Raw genomic sequence first — 16,897 nt, 5'->3', positions numbered from 1 at the left:
CTCACCCCCCTTCTGCGATCACCGTCGAGGAGACGACATGCCCGGAACCATCAGCCCTGATCTGGACGCGATAGAGGACGCCGCTCTCCGGGCCGCCATCGCCCGCGCGACCGGCCTGGAAGGCGGCATCCCGTCCGGCCCGGAGCCCATGATCCTGGACTCGGACTCCGAGCTGGAGGGCGTGGCCGCACTGCTCGTTCACCGGCTCGGGCTGGACGACAGCATCCGGCTGAGCGTGTACGAGGACGCCAACCACCCGCTGTTCCCCGGCGCGCAGCACTACCGCGCGGCCCGCGTCCAGCTCTCGCACGGCCGACGGCGCTACTTCTTCATCGCCGCCTACGAAGCCGGGAGCGCCCGGCTGGGCTTCAGCGTGATCGCGCCGTGCTACGCCTGCCTCTCTCCGGTCCCCTCCGTCGCGATCGACTCCCTGGCGGACTTCGGCGACTTCCTCATGGACGCCCGGGACCAGCGCGAGGCCCCGCAGTTCCGCTCCTCGCCCGTCCACCGCGCCCACTGCCCGGTGCGCGGCGACTGACCGGCTCGCCCCAGCGCCGCCCCGGCGCCCCGATAACTCCCAGGTGCCCTCGGCTCTTCGAGCCGGGGGCACCCTGCATGAACGGCGCGCCGCACCCCCTACGCCGGCGCATCCCATCTGGTGTGGAACCCGTCCGGGCCGCGAGCGCCGACCTGTCCCCGTCGCGGCGGCCGCGAGCCGACGTCGCCCGCCTCCACGAGAAGCGAGAGCAGCAGTGAACCCCTCTACCCCTGCCACCGTCGTTGTGCATGTGAAGGCGGCCCGGACCGCCCTCTACGACCTCACCCTCCTTCTCAGCCTGCCCGAAGGTTCGAGTGCCGATCCCGCGGCGATCCGCCGCTACATCGAAGACCTCCAGCCGGGCGTCCTGTCCGCCGCGTGCACCGACACCACGCTGGACCGGGTCACCGACGTCGCGCTCGTCGACATCCTCGGCATCGAGCCGTCAGGCCACGGCGCCGACACGGGAGCCCGCGATGGCCGGTGACTCCCACGGCCCCTTCGGCCTCGTACTTCTCGACCCCAAGGCCCGGACCGGCGCGCCGTCGGATGACGGGTTCCGCGAGCGACTGGCCGACTGGCTGCTGTTCATGGTCCCGATGTTCATCGCGGAGCAGCGGAACGCGACTGCCGACGAGATCGACCGCGCCCGCTCCGACGCTCTGGAGCAGATCGCCTCCCATGGCGACGACCTCCAGTTCGGAGGCAGGTACCAGAGCTCGTCCCGGACCGCACTGGCCAAGGGCTTCGCCGTCCTGGCCCGCGCCGAGGGCGGGGTCACCGCGCTCGGCGTGCACGCCTGTACCGCCCCGCACCCCTACTGCCCCGGCGAGCGAGCCACCACCCCCGACCTCTGCGAGACGATGAAATGACCACCACGATTGAAACCGCCCCGGCCAAGAAGAAGCCTGCCGAAAAAAGGCTTCTCACGCAGAATTCACAGCTGCGCAAGGAGGGTATTTTCAACTGGACCCTACCGGCTTTCGTCATCAAACTTCCCGACGGGAAGAATTTCAATGTGTGCAGCCAAGCCGGCGCGTGTGCATCTCTTTGCTATGCCCGAGTCGGGGCCTACAGGTTCAAGAACGTCCGCGCCGCGCACATTCGCAATCTTCTACTGTGCCGGGATTCCCCGAAGGAGTGGGAGGAGCGCATGGCGAAGGAGCTTACGCATTCCCGATACGACGGCAAGTGGATTCGCCTGCACGATTCCGGAGACTTTTTCTCGGACGATTACTTGTCGGCATGGATGCGCATTATGAGGGGAGCGCCGAACGTTCGCTTCTACTGCTACACCAAGGAAATTTCCCGGTTCCGGCGGCTGGTCGAGGGCGACGCCCCCGATAATTTCCTTTGGTGCTACAGCCTCGGCGGACGCGAGGATCACCTCATCGACCTCAAGAACGAGAGGCATGCCGACGTCTTTCCCGATGTGGAGGCGCTCATCGCCGCCGGATATTCCGACCAGACCGAGTCCGACCTCCTGTCGGTGCTCAGCGATTCACCCCTCGTCGGAATTCCAGCAAATAGGATTCCGCATCTTCTCAAGCTCCAGGGCGCGGACACATTTTCCAGCCGCCAGAGAGCTCTGGATGCGAAGAAGAATCAGCGCGAAACCGAGAAGGCATACCGCCTGGCATCGTGACCGGATGCCTGACATGGGCGCGAGGGCGGGTCCAGCACTCAGCTGGGCCCGCCCTCGCGGCGTTCCGCACTACGGGGACACGCCACCCGCCACATTGCGGAAGTCTATGAGTTTGGGTAATCTCGCTGGCGAGGTCGCTCCCTGCGGCCCTCGGCCAGCGCACAAGAGCTGCCGGCGGACGGATCCGCCGGCCGTGACAACAGACAGAGCCCGGCCGCCCCCGTGGGCAGCCGGCACTACCGCCGGCCAAGCTGGCCCCGATGGAGCGATCATGATTCCCGCAGGTTACGAGCGCAAGCACACCAACTTCGACAAGATGGCGAAGCGGTACAACGTGGACCGCACGTCGGCCGCCAAGTGGTCCCAGGAGGAAGGCTTCCCCGAGGTCCTCTTCACGGCCGGCCAGGGCGGGCAGCACATCTATGACGAGGACGAGGTTGACGCGTGGCTGTGCACGCACCATTTCGGCACGTGGGTGCAGCTGCAGCAGGGCAAGAAGAACCCGTTCGACCTGCCCAAGGGCGGTCCTCGCGACCTCCTGACGCTGCGCCGCATCGGCGAGCTCGAGGGCCGGGCCCTGAATCGGGACGCCACCCCGGTCACCACCCTGCGCACCTACCTGTCCAAGAAGATCCTGGCGCCGGCCGACCGGACCCCGGACGACGGCGGCCAGCCGACGGTCACCGAGCCGATGTGGTTCCGCGAGACCGCCTACGCCTACATCACCCGGCCGCGGCGCACGCGCCGAGCGACCAAGGGGGAAACGGCCGAGCGGCCGGCCGAGCCGAAGCAGAGCACCGGCGAACTGCTCGACCTGGACCTGCCGGCCGGCGCGGACACCGACCTGTTCACCCTGCAGGAGATCGGCGAACTCGACGGCGAGGCCCGCGGGCGGGGCAAGGCCACCACCGTCGGCACCCTGAAGAACTACCTGTCGCAGAAGCTGCTGGCGTCGGCCGACCGGACGCCGGGCGACGGGCAGGAGCCGGCCGTCGACGAGCCCAAGTGGTACCGCTCGACCGCCTACACCTTCGTCCGCCGCCCCGGACGCTTGGGCGCAGCGGCACGTACTCCCCGCCGGGATGCCGAGGCTCCGGGGCCACTGCGGGACGACCTGAAGCTGCCAGCGGGCGCGGACACCGACCTGTTCACCCTGCAGGAGATCGGCAAGCTCGACGGGAAGGTACGCGGCCGGGGCAAGGCCACCACCGTGGCGTCGATGCGGACGTACCTGTACAGCGGGCTGCTGGCGCCGGCGGACCGGACGCCGGGCGACGGGCAGGAGCCGGCCGTCGACGAGCCCAAGTGGTACCGCTCGACGGCTTACACCTTCATCCGCCGTCCGGGCAAGCTCGGCGGAGCCCGCTGATGGCAGACACCGCTCCGGCCCCTGCGGCCGGCGCTCGGCACGACAGGACGGTGGAGTGATGAGCACCAGCAAGCCCCCGGCGGCGCGGCTGACCCGGGACGGGATCGGGGAGACCTACGGCGAGGGTGAGCGGGCGGTCGACGCCTGGGTGAGGTTGCTGAACTTCCCCGCCCCGGTCGCTGACGGGCAGTGGGACGCGCAGCAGGTCGACGCCTGGGTCAAGGTCAGCCGGCCGCAGTCCTGGCCCGGCCGCGCCACTGCCTCCGCAGCGCAATCCCCTGCGGCCGCGCAGGCGGAGACCGCCGGAGCGGAGGAGGCTGCCGAAGAGGACGAGCTGCTGGGGAAGTCCGGCCTGGCGCTGCGGTACAAGGTCTCCGAGACGACGGTGGACACCTGGACCAAGGTCGAGGGCTTCCCGGATGAGGCGGAACCCGGCCGGTGGCGCGCCCACAAGGTCGACGCCTGGGTCGAGGATCACCGGGCGCACGTCTGGGCGGAGTTCAAGGGCGAGGGCCCCAAGGTCGTCATCCCGCCTCCAGAGGGCGACCCGAAGGACCTCTACGACGTCAGCGGATACGGGTTGATCCTCGGCAACGCGACCCGGGGCGAGCCGCTGCCCCGGAGAACGGCGCAGACCTACAAGCGGCAAGGCCACCTGGAGCCCCCGGACCGGACCCCGGGGGACCGGAAGCGGCCCGAGGTGTTCGAGGACATGTGGTACCTGGAGACGATCACCCGGCACGTCTACTCCCGCAGGGGGCAGGGACGGGTGCGTGCCGGCCGGACGCGGCGAACGAACCGGAAGAAGAGCTGACCGGCTGGAAGGCGGGGCACGGAAACGGGGTGGGCCCCCAGGGAAGATTCCCTGGGGGCCCACCCCGTTTTGGCAGCTCAGCTGCACGGCGTTTCAGTGACGGTGGATCAGCTCGCGCCACCGCGACCGCCGAGCCGGGCGGAACTCGGCCCGCTGGGGCTCCTCACCGGCCAATTCGAAGACCGCGTCGAGCATCTCCGGGTGGTTCGGCAGCGTCCAGTAGTTGCCGAGTGCCCGGTTGACCTCTCGCAGCGCGTCCAGAGGCGGCACGCCGTGGGCCAGGTGGCTGTAGAGGGCCGCGATGGCGGGGGTGCGGCTGCGTCCGGCCACGCAGTGGAGCAGGACGCGCTTGCCCTCCTGCCGGAGCCGGAGGACCTCGCGGGCGGCCTGGTCGAGGGTGAAGTGGAGGTGCGAGTTCGCGCCGGACTTGTCGACCAGCCACACCCGGGAGTGCTCGACATCGGCGCCGGTCAGGATCGGGTCGGAGCCGACACGGCACAGGGAGACAACCGCGTCGACCGGCGCGGGACCGGTGTACTCCGTCAGGGCCAGGTTGCCCAGGAAGAGCCCAGGGTCGCGGGGGTGCCGGACGGAGAACGCCTTGCCCGAGGAAAGCGGGGTGGTGACCCGGGGTGCGGAGGGCCAGCCGTCGCGGTCGCTCTGCCCGGCACGGGCCGTCAGCACAGCGAGACGGACAAGGTCCACGCTGGTGTTGGAGGGCCAACCGTGGACCCTTCGCTGCCAGGCCAGCGGGATGGCCGAGCAGCCCCAGCGTGCGCCGAGCAGAGCACCGGCGATGGCAGCGACGGTGTCGGTGTCGCGGCCGGTGCGCACAGCGGCCTCCAGCGCGAGCTGGAAGTGCTGCGCGGCGAAGCCGCCCTGCTCCGGCTGGTCCTCGGGCACCGGCGTGCGGACGATCGCGGACCACGCGGCCTGGAGGGCTTCGACCACCCAGCCGTTGCGCTGGAAGTAACGCGGAGGGTGGGCCTCGGCCTCGTCCAGGCGAGCCGCCCAGACGCTGCGGCGTGCCTCGGGCAGGAGCTCAAGGCCCTCCCGGACACCATCGAACGTGCCGGTCAGGACAGCGGTCCTGATGCCGGAGCACCACAGGATGCACGCCTCGGCACAGTCGGGGTCGGCGTGGGTCAGCTCGCTGACCAGCTTCGCGGCTTCGGCCATGGCATTCGCGTCGTCCAGGTAGGCGAGCGCGACGGCACCGGTCCTCATCAGCGAGCCGTTCCCGGCGCTGCTCTTCGGGTTGGCGGCCGCGTACTTGCGGGAGACGGCCAGCATCACCTCGGAGGGTGAACTCCCCTTGCCCCGCGCCGTGGCGCTCAGGACGCTGCGCGTCTGGTTGCCCACGTCCGCCGGTCCGCCGCCGTACCAGCGGAGGAAGTTCGTGGCGATCGCGTCCAGTGCTTCCGGGGTGCGCAGATCGGCGCCGGTCGCAGCGACCTCGGCGATGCACACGTGCATCTGGGTGTCGTCGCTGTACTCACCGGGGGCGAAGGCGAAGGGGCCGCCGCCCTTCATCTCCGGGAACTGGCTGTCGCTCATGCTGGGCTTGAACTCGTACGGGACGCCCAGCGCATCGCCCGACGCCGCGCCCAGGATGACGCCGGCGGCGCGGTCCATGGCCTTCTCGTCCAGGCGCGGCGCGGGGTCGGTGGCGGTGGGCCACGGCCCGAGGTCGGCGTAGGGGCGGGGGGAGGCGGAGGAGGAAGGCATGGGGGTCTCTTTCTGCGGGGCCGCTGGGGCCTGGGGCGGCGACCGCACGCGGGCGGAGCCGGGAAGGAAGGGGCCGCGGCTCGGGAAGGGGCCGGGCGGGCCGCGAGCTGTCCGCTGCGACGCATTGACAAGTTGTCATAGCGTCACAGCGCACGTCAAGGGCATTGGCGAAGTTGCGTAAAGCTATGAGTCTGCGTATGGTCGAGATCGTCCGGCGAGTGAAGAGCTCCCGGATGCCCCTGGAACTCAGCGGAGCAGGCTGCGGCTTGCAGATCCGCGAGCGGCAGGCTGGCTCCTCCCAGGTGCGCCCTCGCCCGTTGGCGCCGGCCGGAGCAGCGCCGCACCGAGATCAGACCGGAGTACGACATGCCCGTCCCCGACCTGGCCCGGCTCGTCCGCGAGGCGAGCCGCGACCGGCTCGCGGCCGCTGTCCTGGCGGCCGTTGACGCCGTTGCCTGGTACACGCCGCCCCCGAAGCCCGACTACGGAGACACCGACCTCAGCATCGCCCGCACCGAGGCGAAGGCCGAACTGGCCGACGAGGTCGTGGACTGCGTGGTCCTCGCCCTGAGCGCGAGCGTCATTGCCGACCCCGCGGGCAGTGGAAGCGGCACCACGCGCCCGGAGGCACCCGCCCCTTCGACGGAGGAACAGCCTTGACCGCCCACTGGCGATCCATCCCCATGCCACCGAACGTCGCACGGCTCCCGCGCAACACCGCTGGGCGGCCCGTCCCCAGCAACACGCCCTGGCACGGCTCCGCCTCCGGTGACGGGCAGCTGACTGTCGGAGCCAGCCCCGAACTGGGCGAGCACGTGGTGTGCCCGTGCGAGCCCGGCCGTGGAACGGCCGCGTTCGGCGACCAGTGCCCGCCCCGCCAGAGGGAGTTGATGTCGCAGCGCCTCTGCGGGATCTGCGGAAGGGCGATCAAGGCGACGAGCCGCCTGGTGTTCATCGGGGGCCCGAACGCCGCGTTCTACATCGAGCCCCCGGTCCACCCTCGGTGCGCGGCGTACGCGCTGATGGTCTGTCCGATACTCGCGGCGGCCGAGGACGTCGAGCTGACGATCGCGCGCACCTACAGCCTCCGCGAGCGCCGCATGACCGGCGTCTCCGCCGAGTACACCCTCATCTACGACCTGTTCCCGTACAGGGATCCGGCCGCCCGCAGCAGGGGGCCGCTGGACTTCTACCTGGCTTTCCCCGAGAACGCCCACCGGATCGCCGCCAAGCAGTGGCTGGCCGAGCACGCCCCCACGCTGTAGGCCGGCCGCCACCGTACGGGCGCGCAGGCGCCCCCGGACGACGAGAGAGCCATGACGTGCAAATGCGGGGCCCGCACGTACGAGGACCACCTGGCGAAGGCGCGGGCCGGCTATCCCGGCCACGCCTACCGCGGAACTGTCTGGCGGCCCGGTCCCTGAAGGGTCGCAGCCGCCCCGATCGAGAGGAAACACAGACCCATGCGAACCACCGCCGACTCCCGTGCGGACGCCCAACGCCTGATCGACTCCCTGCCCGCCCCCCTGCCCCAGGACGACGCACGCCGCGCCGACGCCGTGCAGTCCGCTCTCCTGGACAGCGGGCTGCTGAAGCGGGACGACCTCGGCAACTCGCCCGCCGTAGCGGCTGCCGCCCGGGACGGCCTCAGCAGCCTCGCCCATCTCCTGGACGCCCGCGTCCGGGGACAGGGGGGCGGACGGCTGCTGCTGCTCCTACTCGCAGAACGAGAGCGGTTCACGCCGCACCCCGCGCCCGCCGAAGCCGAGCTCCGCATCCGGGGAGCAGCCAGCGCCCTGTTGCACCTCGCCCTGTGGCACGTGGACGACCCACTGCGGCTCCTGGGCGGCGCTCTGCAGGTCCACGCCGAGGAAGCGCGTGATGCCGCAGGCGGCGATGCGCCGCACCCCGCCCCCGCAGCCGGCTTCGTCCCGGTCACGCCGGGGTTGAGCTCGGACGGTGAGGAGCTGCACCTGGCCGTCGGAGCGTTCGACGCCGACCGCGCCCTCTCCGTCTGCGGACGATGGGTGTCCGAGCGAGCGGCAGACGGCGGAACCGGCCCCGTCCCGCCCGAGTGCGGCACCTGCTTCGGTCTGTCCGAGCAGGGTCCGGCGCTCATCTTCACCGGGGAGGAGCACGACGCGTGGACTGCCTTCATCGTGGCGCACCGGCGGGAGGGAGCGTGAGCACGGAGTCCGGCTCCGCAATCGAGCGCCGCCTCGCGGCTGAGCTGCCGGACCCGATCGCCGCCCGGCCGAAGGACGCGCGCGGCTTTCCGATCAGCTTCGTGACCGCGCTGGGGGCCGGCGGGGCGCCGGACTTCACCGAGCTCGACGGGCCTCGGCGGGCTAAGGCGATCATCGAGCACCTGTGCGGCCTGTGCGGCCAGCGGCTGCCGCTGGTCCGGGCGGTGATCGGAGGGCCGCAGGTGGTCGAGCACCACCTCGCGATGGATCCGCCGATGTGCGTACCGTGCGCGGTCTTCGCCGCCACCCACCCCGCGGCCGGCTGCCCGTTCCTCCTGAATCCGAACGCGCGCTACCGCAAGGACCGTGCCACCCGGCCGTCGTCACCTCTGGTGGCCCAGGAGCGACCGCAGCACATGTACCTGGCCCGCACCTTCGCCCATGAGGCGATCCGGCTGGCGCTGCCCGACGGGTCCGAGGAGGTCATGGCGCGGTGCGCCCGCTGGACCGGCCTGGAGGAGATCCGCGCAGGGCAGTTGGTCGACGTACGGCACCTCCTGGACAGATAATTGCTTAACGTTATGAATATGACTATGGTTATGGTGTCGGCGGTGGCGCGTGCCCCGCCGATCACCCCCCCGCGCGCCGCCGCCCATCCCCCGGGAGTACGCCATGCCGAGCCCCGTCATGTCCGAAGTGGACACGAACAACCTGCTCAGCCTGCTGCGCAGCGCCCCCTTCTCCGCCCCGTACCTCGGCGAGACCATCGACTGGATCCGCCGATCGGTCCAGCAGGAGGCCGACCGGGCCCGGAGCCCGCTCGATGTCGGGGCCGAGGCGCTGCGCCGCCTGGACGCGTACGCGTCGGGCCGAGGTCTGGGCGCCACAGAGCTCGGGCGCCGACTCGCCGACGCCCGCCACGCACTGGAAGCCGTCCGCCATGACCACTACCTCCGGCTGGCGGTCGGCCAAGGCGCCGGCGGCGGCACGGCGCAGGTCTCCCGCCGCGCCGAGCTTCTCAAGCTCGCCACCGCCGTCGGCAGCGCCCGCGTCGCCGTCGGACCCACGGGGGCGGTCGTGATCACCTCCGTGGGCTCCGGCAGTACGGTCTTCCGGCCAGTGAGCCCGGAAGTCGCACACCGAATGAGGGGCGCAGCCCGCGAGCGCAAGGAAGCGACGGTGCGCCGCAGCGCCGCCGTACGCGAGCTGCTCGCCCAGCATGTTCGGATGGCCGACTGGAGCGACCCGCGGACCATCGGTGTCGTCGTCGACGGCAGGGACGCGACGGTGGTCGTGTCGTGGTGGGAATCGCACGCGGCGGGCGGCCCGAGCCTGTGGGTCGAAGGAGGGGTGCGGCTCCTGTGCGCGGCACTCCTTGCCGATCGCGGCTACGCGGTGGTCCCGGCGGGCGATGGCGCCCTCCACATCACCACCGATAAGTAATTGCTTAAGTCTATGGCTAGCGGTAATGTGTCTGTTGTGCCGCCGATCCATCCACAGGCGCCTGCCCGGTAATCGTCGCGCCCGGCGCCATGCCCGACTTGGTGGCGCCCGCCGCTCATCGGCAGCCCCAGCACCGCGCCAGCGTGAAGGAATCCTCATGCCCAGCACCATCCCCGAAGCCTCCTCGCAGCACCCTGCCTCACCGCGGTGCCCGGCCTCAGACGGGCGCGCCGTTCAGGCCGCGGGGCCGTCGGTGCCCATCCGGTGCCTCTCTCGGAAGCGCGTGGGCGGCCTTGTCGTCCCCTGGATCTCGTACCAGCACGGCGGGCACTCCGCCTTCGGCACCATCGACGCCGTCAAGGCCCAGACGGCGCTGTCCGAGCGGCTGTGCCAGGTCTGCGGGGAACAACTGGAGGAGCGCTTCTGCCTGGCTGTCCGGCCGATGGACGTCCGGTTCGGCTTCGCGTCCGAGCCCGCACTCCACCCGGAGTGCCTGGCCTACAGCAAACTGCGGTGCCCCATGCTCAACGGGACCGCCGCGACGTATCGCACCAGTTCCCCGCTGGCCAAGCATCCGGCGGGACGCCCGTGCGACGACCCCAACTGCCCCTGCCTGGACATTGCACCCGACCAGGGCCACTCCGCCCGCTCCGGACGTCCCGCCGACGACTTCGACGCCTGGATGATCGACACCTCCCACTACCGGGTCAAGACCGCCCCGGACCGGCCGAACGTGCTGCTGGGAGTGGACCTTGCGGTCCCGGTCCTCCGTGTCCGCACCATCCGGAGAAACCCCCGGCCCGAACTGGACCGACTCCGGGCCCTGATCAGCGCCCTGGGCCTGTAGCGCCCCGCCCGACCCGAGAACTCGGAGACGCCTCCCATGACCACGACCTCCCCCGAACCCCCGACACCGCGGGCCATCAAGCATCTCAAGACCGCGTGCACCGACCCGAACGGCCGGCTGCCCGACAAGCTCAGCAACAAGATCCTCCACGCGCTGCTGACCGACGGATACGCCTACCGCCCGGACCGCGACAACTACCGCCTCTCGGTCAAGGACGCTCTCGCCGAGACCGCGGGACCGGTCTTCATCACGGTGGAGGGCCGCAGAGCCGTCCTGAGCACGCCGCAGCTGAACGCCCTGACCCGCCACGTCGGACCGGACGGCCGTCTGGCGCCGAACGTCACCTGGCAGACGGCAAGCTCCCTCGTCGACCTCGGACTCGCCGAGTACCGCGACGCGAACGGGAACCCCACGCCGACCGACGGCGACACCGGCGTCTCCGGCGCAGTCCATTACCCGTTCCGCACCACCCTCGGACAGCAGGTCGCCGAGCTTCCGGCGCAGCCCGCCCGCTGACCCGTTCTCACACGGCGCCCGGCCGCCGCAAGGCCGGGCGCCGACCCCGCCCCACCCACCAGCCACCTCACGGAGGTACTGATCATGTTCGGCCCTTGCCCGGAGTGCGGTGAAACCGCTCCCTCGATCGCCGCCACGGCATGGATCAACATCGTCGACGCCGACACCCCCAGCGCAACGCGCATGGAGATCACCGACATCCAGACCGACGAGGTCGAACTCCACTGTGCGAACTGCAACCGCGCTCTCCCGCTGCGCGAGCAGCCCGCCGCCGACCTGGTCGTCTCCCTGTTCATCAGCCTGTTCGAGGCCCACGGTCTCGACCCCGCCCGCATCGGCAAGCTGATCCTCGCCGAGCAGGTGAGCCCGTGAGCATCGAGCACAGCGCCGAGACCGCCGAGCAGATGCGCGCCGACCTCGCCGACTTCTTCGGCAAGCCCGTCCGCGGCCTCCCTGTAGCCCTGGACTTCATCCAGGCCATGAACCTGAGCCGCACCGGCAAGGACTTCGGGGACGACCGGCAGGCCGTCGAACTCCACTTGAACCACGTCATCCAGATGTCCAAGAACCTCGACCAGGCCCAAGTCTGGGTCGCCTCGCCGTCCCTCACCTCGGCCATGGCCGACCATGAACTGGTCACCAGCCCCGACGGCTACCTCCTGGAGAACACCGACGAAGCCCCTGCCCCAGTCGGTGTCGTGCACTTTCCCGTCCCGATCACCGCCGCCTCCGAACTCCCCATCCACGGCCTGGCCTGGGAATCCGCAGGAAGCGGGGACCAGCTCCAGCTGTCCGTGACCGCACTCACCAGCACACCCGACCTGTACGAGGCCCTCCCTCCGCCCCTCCTGCCCTCCCATTGGACCCGCTGCCCCTACGCCCCCAACGCACTGGTCCTGGCCGTCCCTCAGGTCAGCACGAAGATCCAGAGCTACGGGCACCACCCCCACTGGGGCGCGCCCCCGGCGTCCATCCTGGTCGGCCTCCTCCTCGCGTTCTGGTCGCTGCGCCCCGCGTTCGAGCACGACGAACAGACCGTGGCGCGGAAGAGCGGCAAGGGCCGCAAGCTCCGCGTCAAGTTCCGGGACGTCCGCGTGATCCGCGAGGCCGCGACCCGCTACACCGGCGAGCACGTCCCGGCCGAGCACGACCGCAGGTGGGCCGACGAGACGCTGCGCTGGAGCGTCGACGCCCGATGGAGCTGGCGGTGCCCGAACCCCCGCGACCACAAGGCCATCGTCGAAGCAGGAGGGACCTGCCCCAAGATCAAGGTCAGAGTCAAGGCGCACGTCAACGGCCCCAAGGGCCGCGGTCTCGACAGCCGCCGGACCGCCCGGATCAGCACGATCAGCACCAGAGCAGACGGGTCGTGAGAAGCCCTCGCACCAACGCGCTCTCCACACCGACTTGAACAACCTGGAGGCGGTCTCCGCGACACCCGACGCGGCGGCCGCCTCCGAGCGAAGGGAACTCCATGTCTTCTGCCACAGCGCTCTCCCTCCGGGCCTGCGAGCGCCTGGTCGCCGATCTCACCAACGAGGTCGGCGCTCGGGCCGCCGTCTCCTGGGCCCACGCGGCCGCACTGGCCAAGCACGCCACCGCACACAGCCTCGTCCCCCCACCGTCCCCAGGCGGCGCCGGCCCCGATCACACCAGGCGCGTCCTTGGCGCGCTGGCCGGCGCCCATCCGGCGCTCGAACCGCTCGCCGATCCGCAGGTCGTTCCCCTCTGGGAGAACTCGATCAGCCCGGCCGGCTGGGAGCTGATCGCTCGGATGTGGAGCGCAGCGCCGATCGCCGACGACGGTCACCGTATCGACGGGTACCGCCTGGGAGATGCCTACCAGGCGCTGTCGGCCGATGCCCGGAAGTCGAGAGCGCTGTGCCAGACCCCGCCCTGGGTCGCAGAACTGCTGCTCGATCTCTCCCTCGAGCCAGCGCTCGACGACATCGGCGCGGACCACGTCCGGATGATCGACCCGGCCTGCGGGACCGGGCACATCCTGCTCGCCGCCTTCCACCGCATCCGGGCCTACCGGCCGCGGGGGCGGGCTCCATACGCCGGGGCCACGATCGAACACTCCCTGGAACGCGCCCTGCAGGCTGTACACGGTGTCGACCTCGACCCCTATGCCGCCGTCATGGCGCGCTACCGGCTCCTCGCGACGACGGCCGACATCCTGGGCGGCCCCATCGCGGCCGTGCCCGCCGGCTGGCCCGTGCGGGTGGCTGCAGCCGACGCCCTGCTCAACACCGACGAGCCGCTGCTCCACCGGGGCCGCTACCACGCGGTGGTGGGCAACCCCCCCTACATCACGGTCCGCGACCCCCACGTGCGCGAGCAGATCCGGCGCGCCTACCCGCAGGTGTGCAGCGGCAAGTACAGCCTCGCGCTGCCGTTCACCGCCCTGATGACCGAACTGGCCCGACCGGGCGGAACGGTCGCCCAGCTCACGGCCAACTCGTTCATGAAGCGCGAGTTCGGCAAGAAGTACATCGAGCAGTACCTGTCCCGCCTCGACCTGGCCTGGGTGATCGACACGTCGGGCGCATACATCCCCGGTCATGGGACGCCCACGCTGATCATGGTCCACAGGGCGAGGCCCCCGCAGGGGGAGACTGTGATCGCCATCCGCGGCAACCGGGGCGAGCCCGGGGTTCCGGAGGACCCGTCCCAGGGCCTGGTGTGGAGGGCGATCGAGGAGGCGGTCCACCAGCGGCTGGCACTCGACCGTCTGCGCCAGGGAGCCGAGAAGTACCGCACGGGAGGCGAATCCACCTCGGATATTGCTTAACGCTATGAGTTGATCTATGGTTTGAGTCGTGCGCCGCAGTGGCCCACCTTTCCAGTGGAGTGACCCCCTTGAGCAAGAGCACCTCGAACATCGTGCTGGACGCCTTCCGCTACCTCGCATGGATGACCGCCGCGGGGATGTTCATCTACAGCCAGGCCGAACTGATGTGCCTGGCCATCGTGGTGGCCATCGGCCTCGGCGAGTGGCAGAGCACCCATTGAGCACGTCACCGGACACCGTCCCGCCGCCCCCGTCGGCGCCGGGAGACGCGAGCGGCGGCAGACCCGAGACCGAGGATGCCCCCACGGCCAGACTGACCCTTGGCGAGCGCGACGCCGCCCTTCTGGACTTCGAGTACCGATACTGGCCCAGGTCGATCGCCGTCGCCCCAGGTCCAAAGGAAGCGGCGATCCGAGCGGACCTCGGCATCTCGCCGACACGCTACTACCAGCTGCTCAACGGGCTGCTGGACAGCGAAGCAGCCCTCGCCCGCCACCCCGTGATGGTCAATCGCCTCCGGGCCGTGCGGGAGAGCAAGCGGATCGCCCGGCAGTAGCACGGCCACATCGGCCGCGACCGACTCCCGCGACGCGGCCCGGGCCAGACGCCCCGCCCGGGCCGCCCCCTCCCCATCAGCACCTTTCGAAGGAACGAAGTCACATGAGTCTGACCATTCCGCCGGCGATCGTCGGCCGCGGAGCGATACGCATCAAGCTGGACCGAGGCATCCACCCGGCCACCCTCAAGCCGCTGCTGGAGCCGGGCACCACCACGCCGACCTCCCTCTGCGGGACGTGCGCCTTCCTCGTGGAACGGGTGGCCGGAGACGGCAAGGCGCGCATGAAGTGCGCCATCAAGGCCCAGCGTCGGCGAGGCCCGGACATCAAGCCGGACTTCCCGGCGTGCATCGAGTTCCGCACCGCCGCGTAGCGGCCACCGTCCGGCGGGGCGCAGCCGCGCCCCGCCCGCCCAACCACCAACGTCAAGAGGTGCTTTCATGTCGAGCGTCGGCCCCACCGGCCCCACCCCGACCGAGCGCGTTCGCGCGTTCTCCCCTTCGCATCTCCCGGACGGGGGGCGCTGATGGCGACCGAGCTCACTCTCTCGCGCGGTGAACCTTGCATCGGCTGCGGCGCGCAGGTCGGTACGGAGCACACCACCGGCTGCCGGGAGAGCCACTGTCCGCGGACGGGCCTCCCTCAGGCCATCTGCCCTGGCCGGCACGGCCACAGCGGCGGCGGGGTGTGGACCGGCCTCGTTCCCGGCGAGGACGCCGCAGTGAGCTTCGGCTGGTTCGCCGCGCTCCGCCCCGGCGAGGGGTGGGTGCCAGTAGAGCCCATGCCCGACGCCGTGGACTACGGGGCCGACTACATGCCGGACTTCAACAGGGTCTTCTCGCAGGCCCGCTGGAGCCCTGCGGCCCAGAAATGGATGCCCCCACGGCCTCCGGCGAGCTAGAGGGACGGATCACGACCCCTCCGAAATTGCTTAACACTATGAATGTGGGTAGAGTGGAGGCATCGCGGCGGGGGGGGGGGGGGGGGGGGCGCCCCCCCCCCCCCCCCCCCCCCCCCCCCCCACCCCTGCTTCCCCCGTTTCCCGTGCTTCCCCTCTTTCCCTGCTTCCCCTGATTCCCCTACGTCTCCGGCACCCCCCGGCGCCTCCCCCTCGGGCCGTCAGCCGCGCGAGCGGCGCGAGCGGGTGACCGCCAGCGCGCCGCCGCCTGCCACCAGGAGGGCGAGCGCGCCCGCCGCGATGTAGGTGGTGGAGGAGCTGCCGCCGGTCTCGGCGAGGTTCTCGGTCGGGGTGGTGCCGCCGTTGTTGGTCTTCACGCCGCCGTCGCTGCTCGGCTCGACGGTGGGCCGCTGCGTGGGCTGCTCGGAGGGCCGCTCGCTGGGCTCCTGGGTGGGCTGCTCGGTCGGCTTCTCGGTCGGCTGCTCCGTGGGCTCCTTGGTGGGCTCCTCCGTCGGGGCCGGGCCCTCGGGCGTCTCGCAGGTCGCCTCGGCGAGCGTCACGGTGCCGTCGACCTTGGCCACGCCCAGCTTCAGCGGGTCGACCTCCACCTTGAGTTCGAGGGCCGTCGCCGCCGCGGTGCGGGAGGTCGTGGAGGTGCGGGAGAGGTCCAGGGTGACCTGGCCGATGCCCGGCACGGTCACCTGGGTGCGGCCTGCGGTGGAGAGGGTGGTCTTCTTGCCGAAGACGGTCACGTGCCCGAGGACGTTGGACTCGGCGACCGGCTTCTTCCCCACCTCGCACAGCGCCTTGGACGTGACCTTCTCGACCTCGATGAGGGAGAGCAGCGGAATGCCGGGGACGTGGACCTGCGCCTTGACCAGGTTCACGTACCCCTCGGCCTTCTCCTCGTCCACGGTGGCCTTGGAGGTGGCGACATCGGCGGCGAGGATGTCGATCGGCTCTCCGCCCTCGGCCCCCTGCACCTTCACCGTGAGCGCGGTCTCGCTCTCGGTCTCGGGTGCCTTGACCTCGTTGAGGGAGGCGCGCACCGGCACCTTCACCGTCTCGCCGAGGAGGGAGACGTCGAGGCCGGCCCGCAGGACGACGGCGGTGGCACGCCCTTCGCCGCCCGTGGCGTGCGCCGCCGGGGCCGCGAGGAGCACGGGGCCGACGGCCAGGGCGGCGACGGTCGCGGCGGCGGCGGTGCGGCGTACGGGCGCGCGGAAGGTGTTGCTGTTCAAGATGGTGGAACCCCCACAAGAGACATGGCGTCGCCGGCCGCTCACCACGGGGACGGTGGGTCGGCGCGGCCTCGGCGACTTGAGACACCGGAATCTTTACGCACGGAGAGTGAACCGACAGTCGCCTGACGTGAGTTCACTCCAAAGGGGGGTTTCCGTGTTCATATTCGATTCTTCTCGACACAACCGTTCCCGCACGCCCCGCGTCTTTCGTACGAGCGGACGCATCCGGGCGCATCCAGGGGCATCCAGGGGAGCGCGGGGAAGGGTGAAAACGAGCCGCCGCGGCTTCGGGTAACGGATCGTCAACCCGACGCCTCG

22 protein-coding genes are annotated in these 16,897 nt (G+C 70.8%); 20 read left to right on the top strand and 2 right to left on the bottom strand.

The annotated features are described in order from the left end of the window. Positions 1-37 precede the first annotated feature (37 nt). The 6 genes from ACZ6K0_RS31525 (at position 38) to ACZ6K0_RS31500 (ending at position 4,366) form a co-directional block, all read left to right on the top strand. Positions 38-538: a hypothetical protein gene (locus ACZ6K0_RS31525; RefSeq protein WP_469236217.1), complete on the top strand. Its 501-nt coding sequence runs from the start codon at positions 38-40 to the stop codon at positions 536-538. Positions 539-752: 214 nt separating this feature from the next. Further along, positions 753-1,025, top strand: coding sequence for a hypothetical protein (locus ACZ6K0_RS31520; RefSeq protein ID WP_469236216.1), 273 nt, complete (start codon positions 753-755; stop codon positions 1,023-1,025). Continuing rightward, entirely contained in the window at positions 1,015-1,410 is a 396-nt protein-coding gene (locus ACZ6K0_RS31515; protein ID WP_469236215.1) for a hypothetical protein, read from the top strand. Before ACZ6K0_RS31520 ends, ACZ6K0_RS31515 begins: the two co-directional genes overlap by 11 nt. Beyond that, positions 1,407-2,183, top strand: a complete 777-nt coding sequence (locus ACZ6K0_RS31510) for a GP88 family protein (protein ID WP_469236214.1) — start codon at positions 1,407-1,409, stop codon at positions 2,181-2,183. Before ACZ6K0_RS31515 ends, ACZ6K0_RS31510 begins: the two co-directional genes overlap by 4 nt. A 271-nt stretch (positions 2,184-2,454) precedes the next feature. Next, the gene (locus ACZ6K0_RS31505) at positions 2,455-3,552 is read left to right on the top strand and encodes a hypothetical protein (RefSeq protein WP_469236213.1); all 1,098 of its coding nucleotides are present in this window, start codon (positions 2,455-2,457) and stop codon (positions 3,550-3,552) included. A 58-nt stretch (positions 3,553-3,610) separates the two neighbouring features. Continuing rightward, positions 3,611-4,366 carry a hypothetical protein gene (locus tag ACZ6K0_RS31500; RefSeq protein ID WP_469236212.1) on the top strand — a complete coding sequence of 252 codons (756 nt, stop codon included), beginning with the start codon at positions 3,611-3,613 and terminating at the stop codon, positions 4,364-4,366. A 93-nt stretch (positions 4,367-4,459) separates the two neighbouring features. Here the strand turns inward: ACZ6K0_RS31500 and ACZ6K0_RS31495 are convergent, their stop codons facing one another. Continuing rightward, positions 4,460-6,094, bottom strand: a complete 1,635-nt coding sequence (locus tag ACZ6K0_RS31495) for an ADP-ribosylglycohydrolase family protein (protein ID WP_469236211.1) — start codon at positions 6,092-6,094, stop codon at positions 4,460-4,462. 366 nt (positions 6,095-6,460) lie between these two features. Between ACZ6K0_RS31495 and ACZ6K0_RS31490 the strand changes: the two genes are divergently transcribed. The 14 genes from ACZ6K0_RS31490 to ACZ6K0_RS31425 all read left to right on the top strand — a co-directional run bounded on the left by ACZ6K0_RS31490 (position 6,461) and on the right by ACZ6K0_RS31425 (position 15,338). Then, positions 6,461-6,754 (top strand): hypothetical protein, encoded by a 294-nt coding sequence (locus ACZ6K0_RS31490; RefSeq protein WP_469236210.1) that lies wholly within the window; start codon positions 6,461-6,463, stop codon positions 6,752-6,754. Positions 6,755-6,777: 23 nt separating this feature from the next. Further along, the gene (locus ACZ6K0_RS31485) at positions 6,778-7,359 is read left to right on the top strand and encodes a hypothetical protein (RefSeq protein ID WP_469236209.1); all 582 of its coding nucleotides are present in this window, start codon (positions 6,778-6,780) and stop codon (positions 7,357-7,359) included. Positions 7,360-7,557: 198 nt separating this feature from the next. After that, the gene (locus ACZ6K0_RS31480; RefSeq protein ID WP_469236208.1) at positions 7,558-8,280 is read left to right on the top strand and encodes a hypothetical protein; all 723 of its coding nucleotides are present in this window, start codon (positions 7,558-7,560) and stop codon (positions 8,278-8,280) included. Beyond that, complete coding sequence (locus ACZ6K0_RS31475) at positions 8,277-8,849, top strand: hypothetical protein (protein ID WP_469236207.1); 573 nt, start codon at positions 8,277-8,279, stop codon at positions 8,847-8,849. Before ACZ6K0_RS31480 ends, ACZ6K0_RS31475 begins: the two co-directional genes overlap by 4 nt. Positions 8,850-8,952: 103 nt before the next feature. Beyond that, on the top strand, positions 8,953-9,723 hold the full coding sequence (locus ACZ6K0_RS31470; RefSeq protein WP_469236206.1) for a hypothetical protein: 771 nt from the start codon (positions 8,953-8,955) through the stop codon (positions 9,721-9,723). Between the two features lie 283 nt (positions 9,724-10,006). Further along, the gene (locus tag ACZ6K0_RS31465) at positions 10,007-10,570 is read left to right on the top strand and encodes a cell envelope biogenesis protein OmpA (RefSeq protein WP_469236205.1); all 564 of its coding nucleotides are present in this window, start codon (positions 10,007-10,009) and stop codon (positions 10,568-10,570) included. A gap of 36 nt (positions 10,571-10,606) precedes the next feature. Continuing rightward, positions 10,607-11,086 carry a hypothetical protein gene (locus ACZ6K0_RS31460; RefSeq protein WP_469236204.1) on the top strand — a complete coding sequence of 160 codons (480 nt, stop codon included), beginning with the start codon at positions 10,607-10,609 and terminating at the stop codon, positions 11,084-11,086. A gap of 84 nt (positions 11,087-11,170) precedes the next feature. Further along, the gene (locus ACZ6K0_RS31455) at positions 11,171-11,458 is read left to right on the top strand and encodes a hypothetical protein (protein ID WP_469236203.1); all 288 of its coding nucleotides are present in this window, start codon (positions 11,171-11,173) and stop codon (positions 11,456-11,458) included. Then, positions 11,455-12,459, top strand: coding sequence for a hypothetical protein (locus ACZ6K0_RS31450; protein WP_469236202.1), 1,005 nt, complete (start codon positions 11,455-11,457; stop codon positions 12,457-12,459). Before ACZ6K0_RS31455 ends, ACZ6K0_RS31450 begins: the two co-directional genes overlap by 4 nt. 101 nt (positions 12,460-12,560) lie before the next feature. After that, positions 12,561-13,880, top strand: coding sequence for an Eco57I restriction-modification methylase domain-containing protein (locus ACZ6K0_RS31445; protein WP_469236201.1), 1,320 nt, complete (start codon positions 12,561-12,563; stop codon positions 13,878-13,880). Positions 13,881-13,948: 68 nt separating this feature from the next. Continuing rightward, positions 13,949-14,101 carry a hypothetical protein gene (locus tag ACZ6K0_RS31440; protein WP_469236200.1) on the top strand — a complete coding sequence of 51 codons (153 nt, stop codon included), beginning with the start codon at positions 13,949-13,951 and terminating at the stop codon, positions 14,099-14,101. Beyond that, the gene (locus tag ACZ6K0_RS31435) at positions 14,098-14,436 is read left to right on the top strand and encodes a DUF3263 domain-containing protein (protein ID WP_469236199.1); all 339 of its coding nucleotides are present in this window, start codon (positions 14,098-14,100) and stop codon (positions 14,434-14,436) included. Before ACZ6K0_RS31440 ends, ACZ6K0_RS31435 begins: the two co-directional genes overlap by 4 nt. Before the next feature lie 104 nt (positions 14,437-14,540). Continuing rightward, positions 14,541-14,810: a hypothetical protein gene (locus ACZ6K0_RS31430; protein ID WP_469236198.1), complete on the top strand. Its 270-nt coding sequence runs from the start codon at positions 14,541-14,543 to the stop codon at positions 14,808-14,810. A gap of 153 nt (positions 14,811-14,963) precedes the next feature. Beyond that, positions 14,964-15,338: a hypothetical protein gene (locus ACZ6K0_RS31425; RefSeq protein WP_469236197.1), complete on the top strand. Its 375-nt coding sequence runs from the start codon at positions 14,964-14,966 to the stop codon at positions 15,336-15,338. Positions 15,339-15,556: 218 nt separating this feature from the next. On the opposite strand, the gene ACZ6K0_RS31420 is transcribed toward ACZ6K0_RS31425, so the two are convergent. Beyond that, positions 15,557-16,576 carry an SCO1860 family LAETG-anchored protein gene (locus ACZ6K0_RS31420; RefSeq protein ID WP_469228092.1) on the bottom strand — a complete coding sequence of 340 codons (1,020 nt, stop codon included), beginning with the start codon at positions 16,574-16,576 and terminating at the stop codon, positions 15,557-15,559. Between the last annotated feature and the right edge of the window lie 321 nt (positions 16,577-16,897).

Source organism: Streptomyces sp. NPDC042346, from assembly GCF_055581845.1.
This window is presented reverse-complemented; position numbering and strand designations above follow the sequence as displayed.

Excerpts from the sequence above, each read along its gene's own strand:
- ACZ6K0_RS31490 (WP_469236210.1), top strand. The coding sequence starts at position 6,461 with ATGCCCGTCCCCGACCTGGCCCGGCTCGTCCGCGAGGCGAGCCGCGAC.
- ACZ6K0_RS31425 (WP_469236197.1), top strand. The coding sequence starts at position 14,964 with ATGGCGACCGAGCTCACTCTCTCGCGCGGTGAACCTTGCATCGGCTGC.
- ACZ6K0_RS31510 (WP_469236214.1), top strand. The coding sequence starts at position 1,407 with ATGACCACCACGATTGAAACCGCCCCGGCCAAGAAGAAGCCTGCCGAA.
- ACZ6K0_RS31460 (WP_469236204.1), top strand. The coding sequence starts at position 10,607 with ATGACCACGACCTCCCCCGAACCCCCGACACCGCGGGCCATCAAGCAT.
- ACZ6K0_RS31495 (WP_469236211.1), bottom strand. The coding sequence starts at position 6,094 with ATGCCTTCCTCCTCCGCCTCCCCCCGCCCCTACGCCGACCTCGGGCCG.
- ACZ6K0_RS31455 (WP_469236203.1), top strand. The coding sequence starts at position 11,171 with ATGTTCGGCCCTTGCCCGGAGTGCGGTGAAACCGCTCCCTCGATCGCC.
- ACZ6K0_RS31480 (WP_469236208.1), top strand. The coding sequence starts at position 7,558 with ATGCGAACCACCGCCGACTCCCGTGCGGACGCCCAACGCCTGATCGAC.
- ACZ6K0_RS31525 (WP_469236217.1), top strand. The coding sequence starts at position 38 with ATGCCCGGAACCATCAGCCCTGATCTGGACGCGATAGAGGACGCCGCT.
- ACZ6K0_RS31500 (WP_469236212.1), top strand. The coding sequence starts at position 3,611 with ATGAGCACCAGCAAGCCCCCGGCGGCGCGGCTGACCCGGGACGGGATC.
- ACZ6K0_RS31430 (WP_469236198.1), top strand. The coding sequence starts at position 14,541 with ATGAGTCTGACCATTCCGCCGGCGATCGTCGGCCGCGGAGCGATACGC.
- ACZ6K0_RS31515 (WP_469236215.1), top strand. The coding sequence starts at position 1,015 with ATGGCCGGTGACTCCCACGGCCCCTTCGGCCTCGTACTTCTCGACCCC.
- ACZ6K0_RS31505 (WP_469236213.1), top strand. The coding sequence starts at position 2,455 with ATGATTCCCGCAGGTTACGAGCGCAAGCACACCAACTTCGACAAGATG.
- ACZ6K0_RS31445 (WP_469236201.1), top strand. The coding sequence starts at position 12,561 with ATGTCTTCTGCCACAGCGCTCTCCCTCCGGGCCTGCGAGCGCCTGGTC.
- ACZ6K0_RS31470 (WP_469236206.1), top strand. The coding sequence starts at position 8,953 with ATGCCGAGCCCCGTCATGTCCGAAGTGGACACGAACAACCTGCTCAGC.
- ACZ6K0_RS31485 (WP_469236209.1), top strand. The coding sequence starts at position 6,778 with ATGCCACCGAACGTCGCACGGCTCCCGCGCAACACCGCTGGGCGGCCC.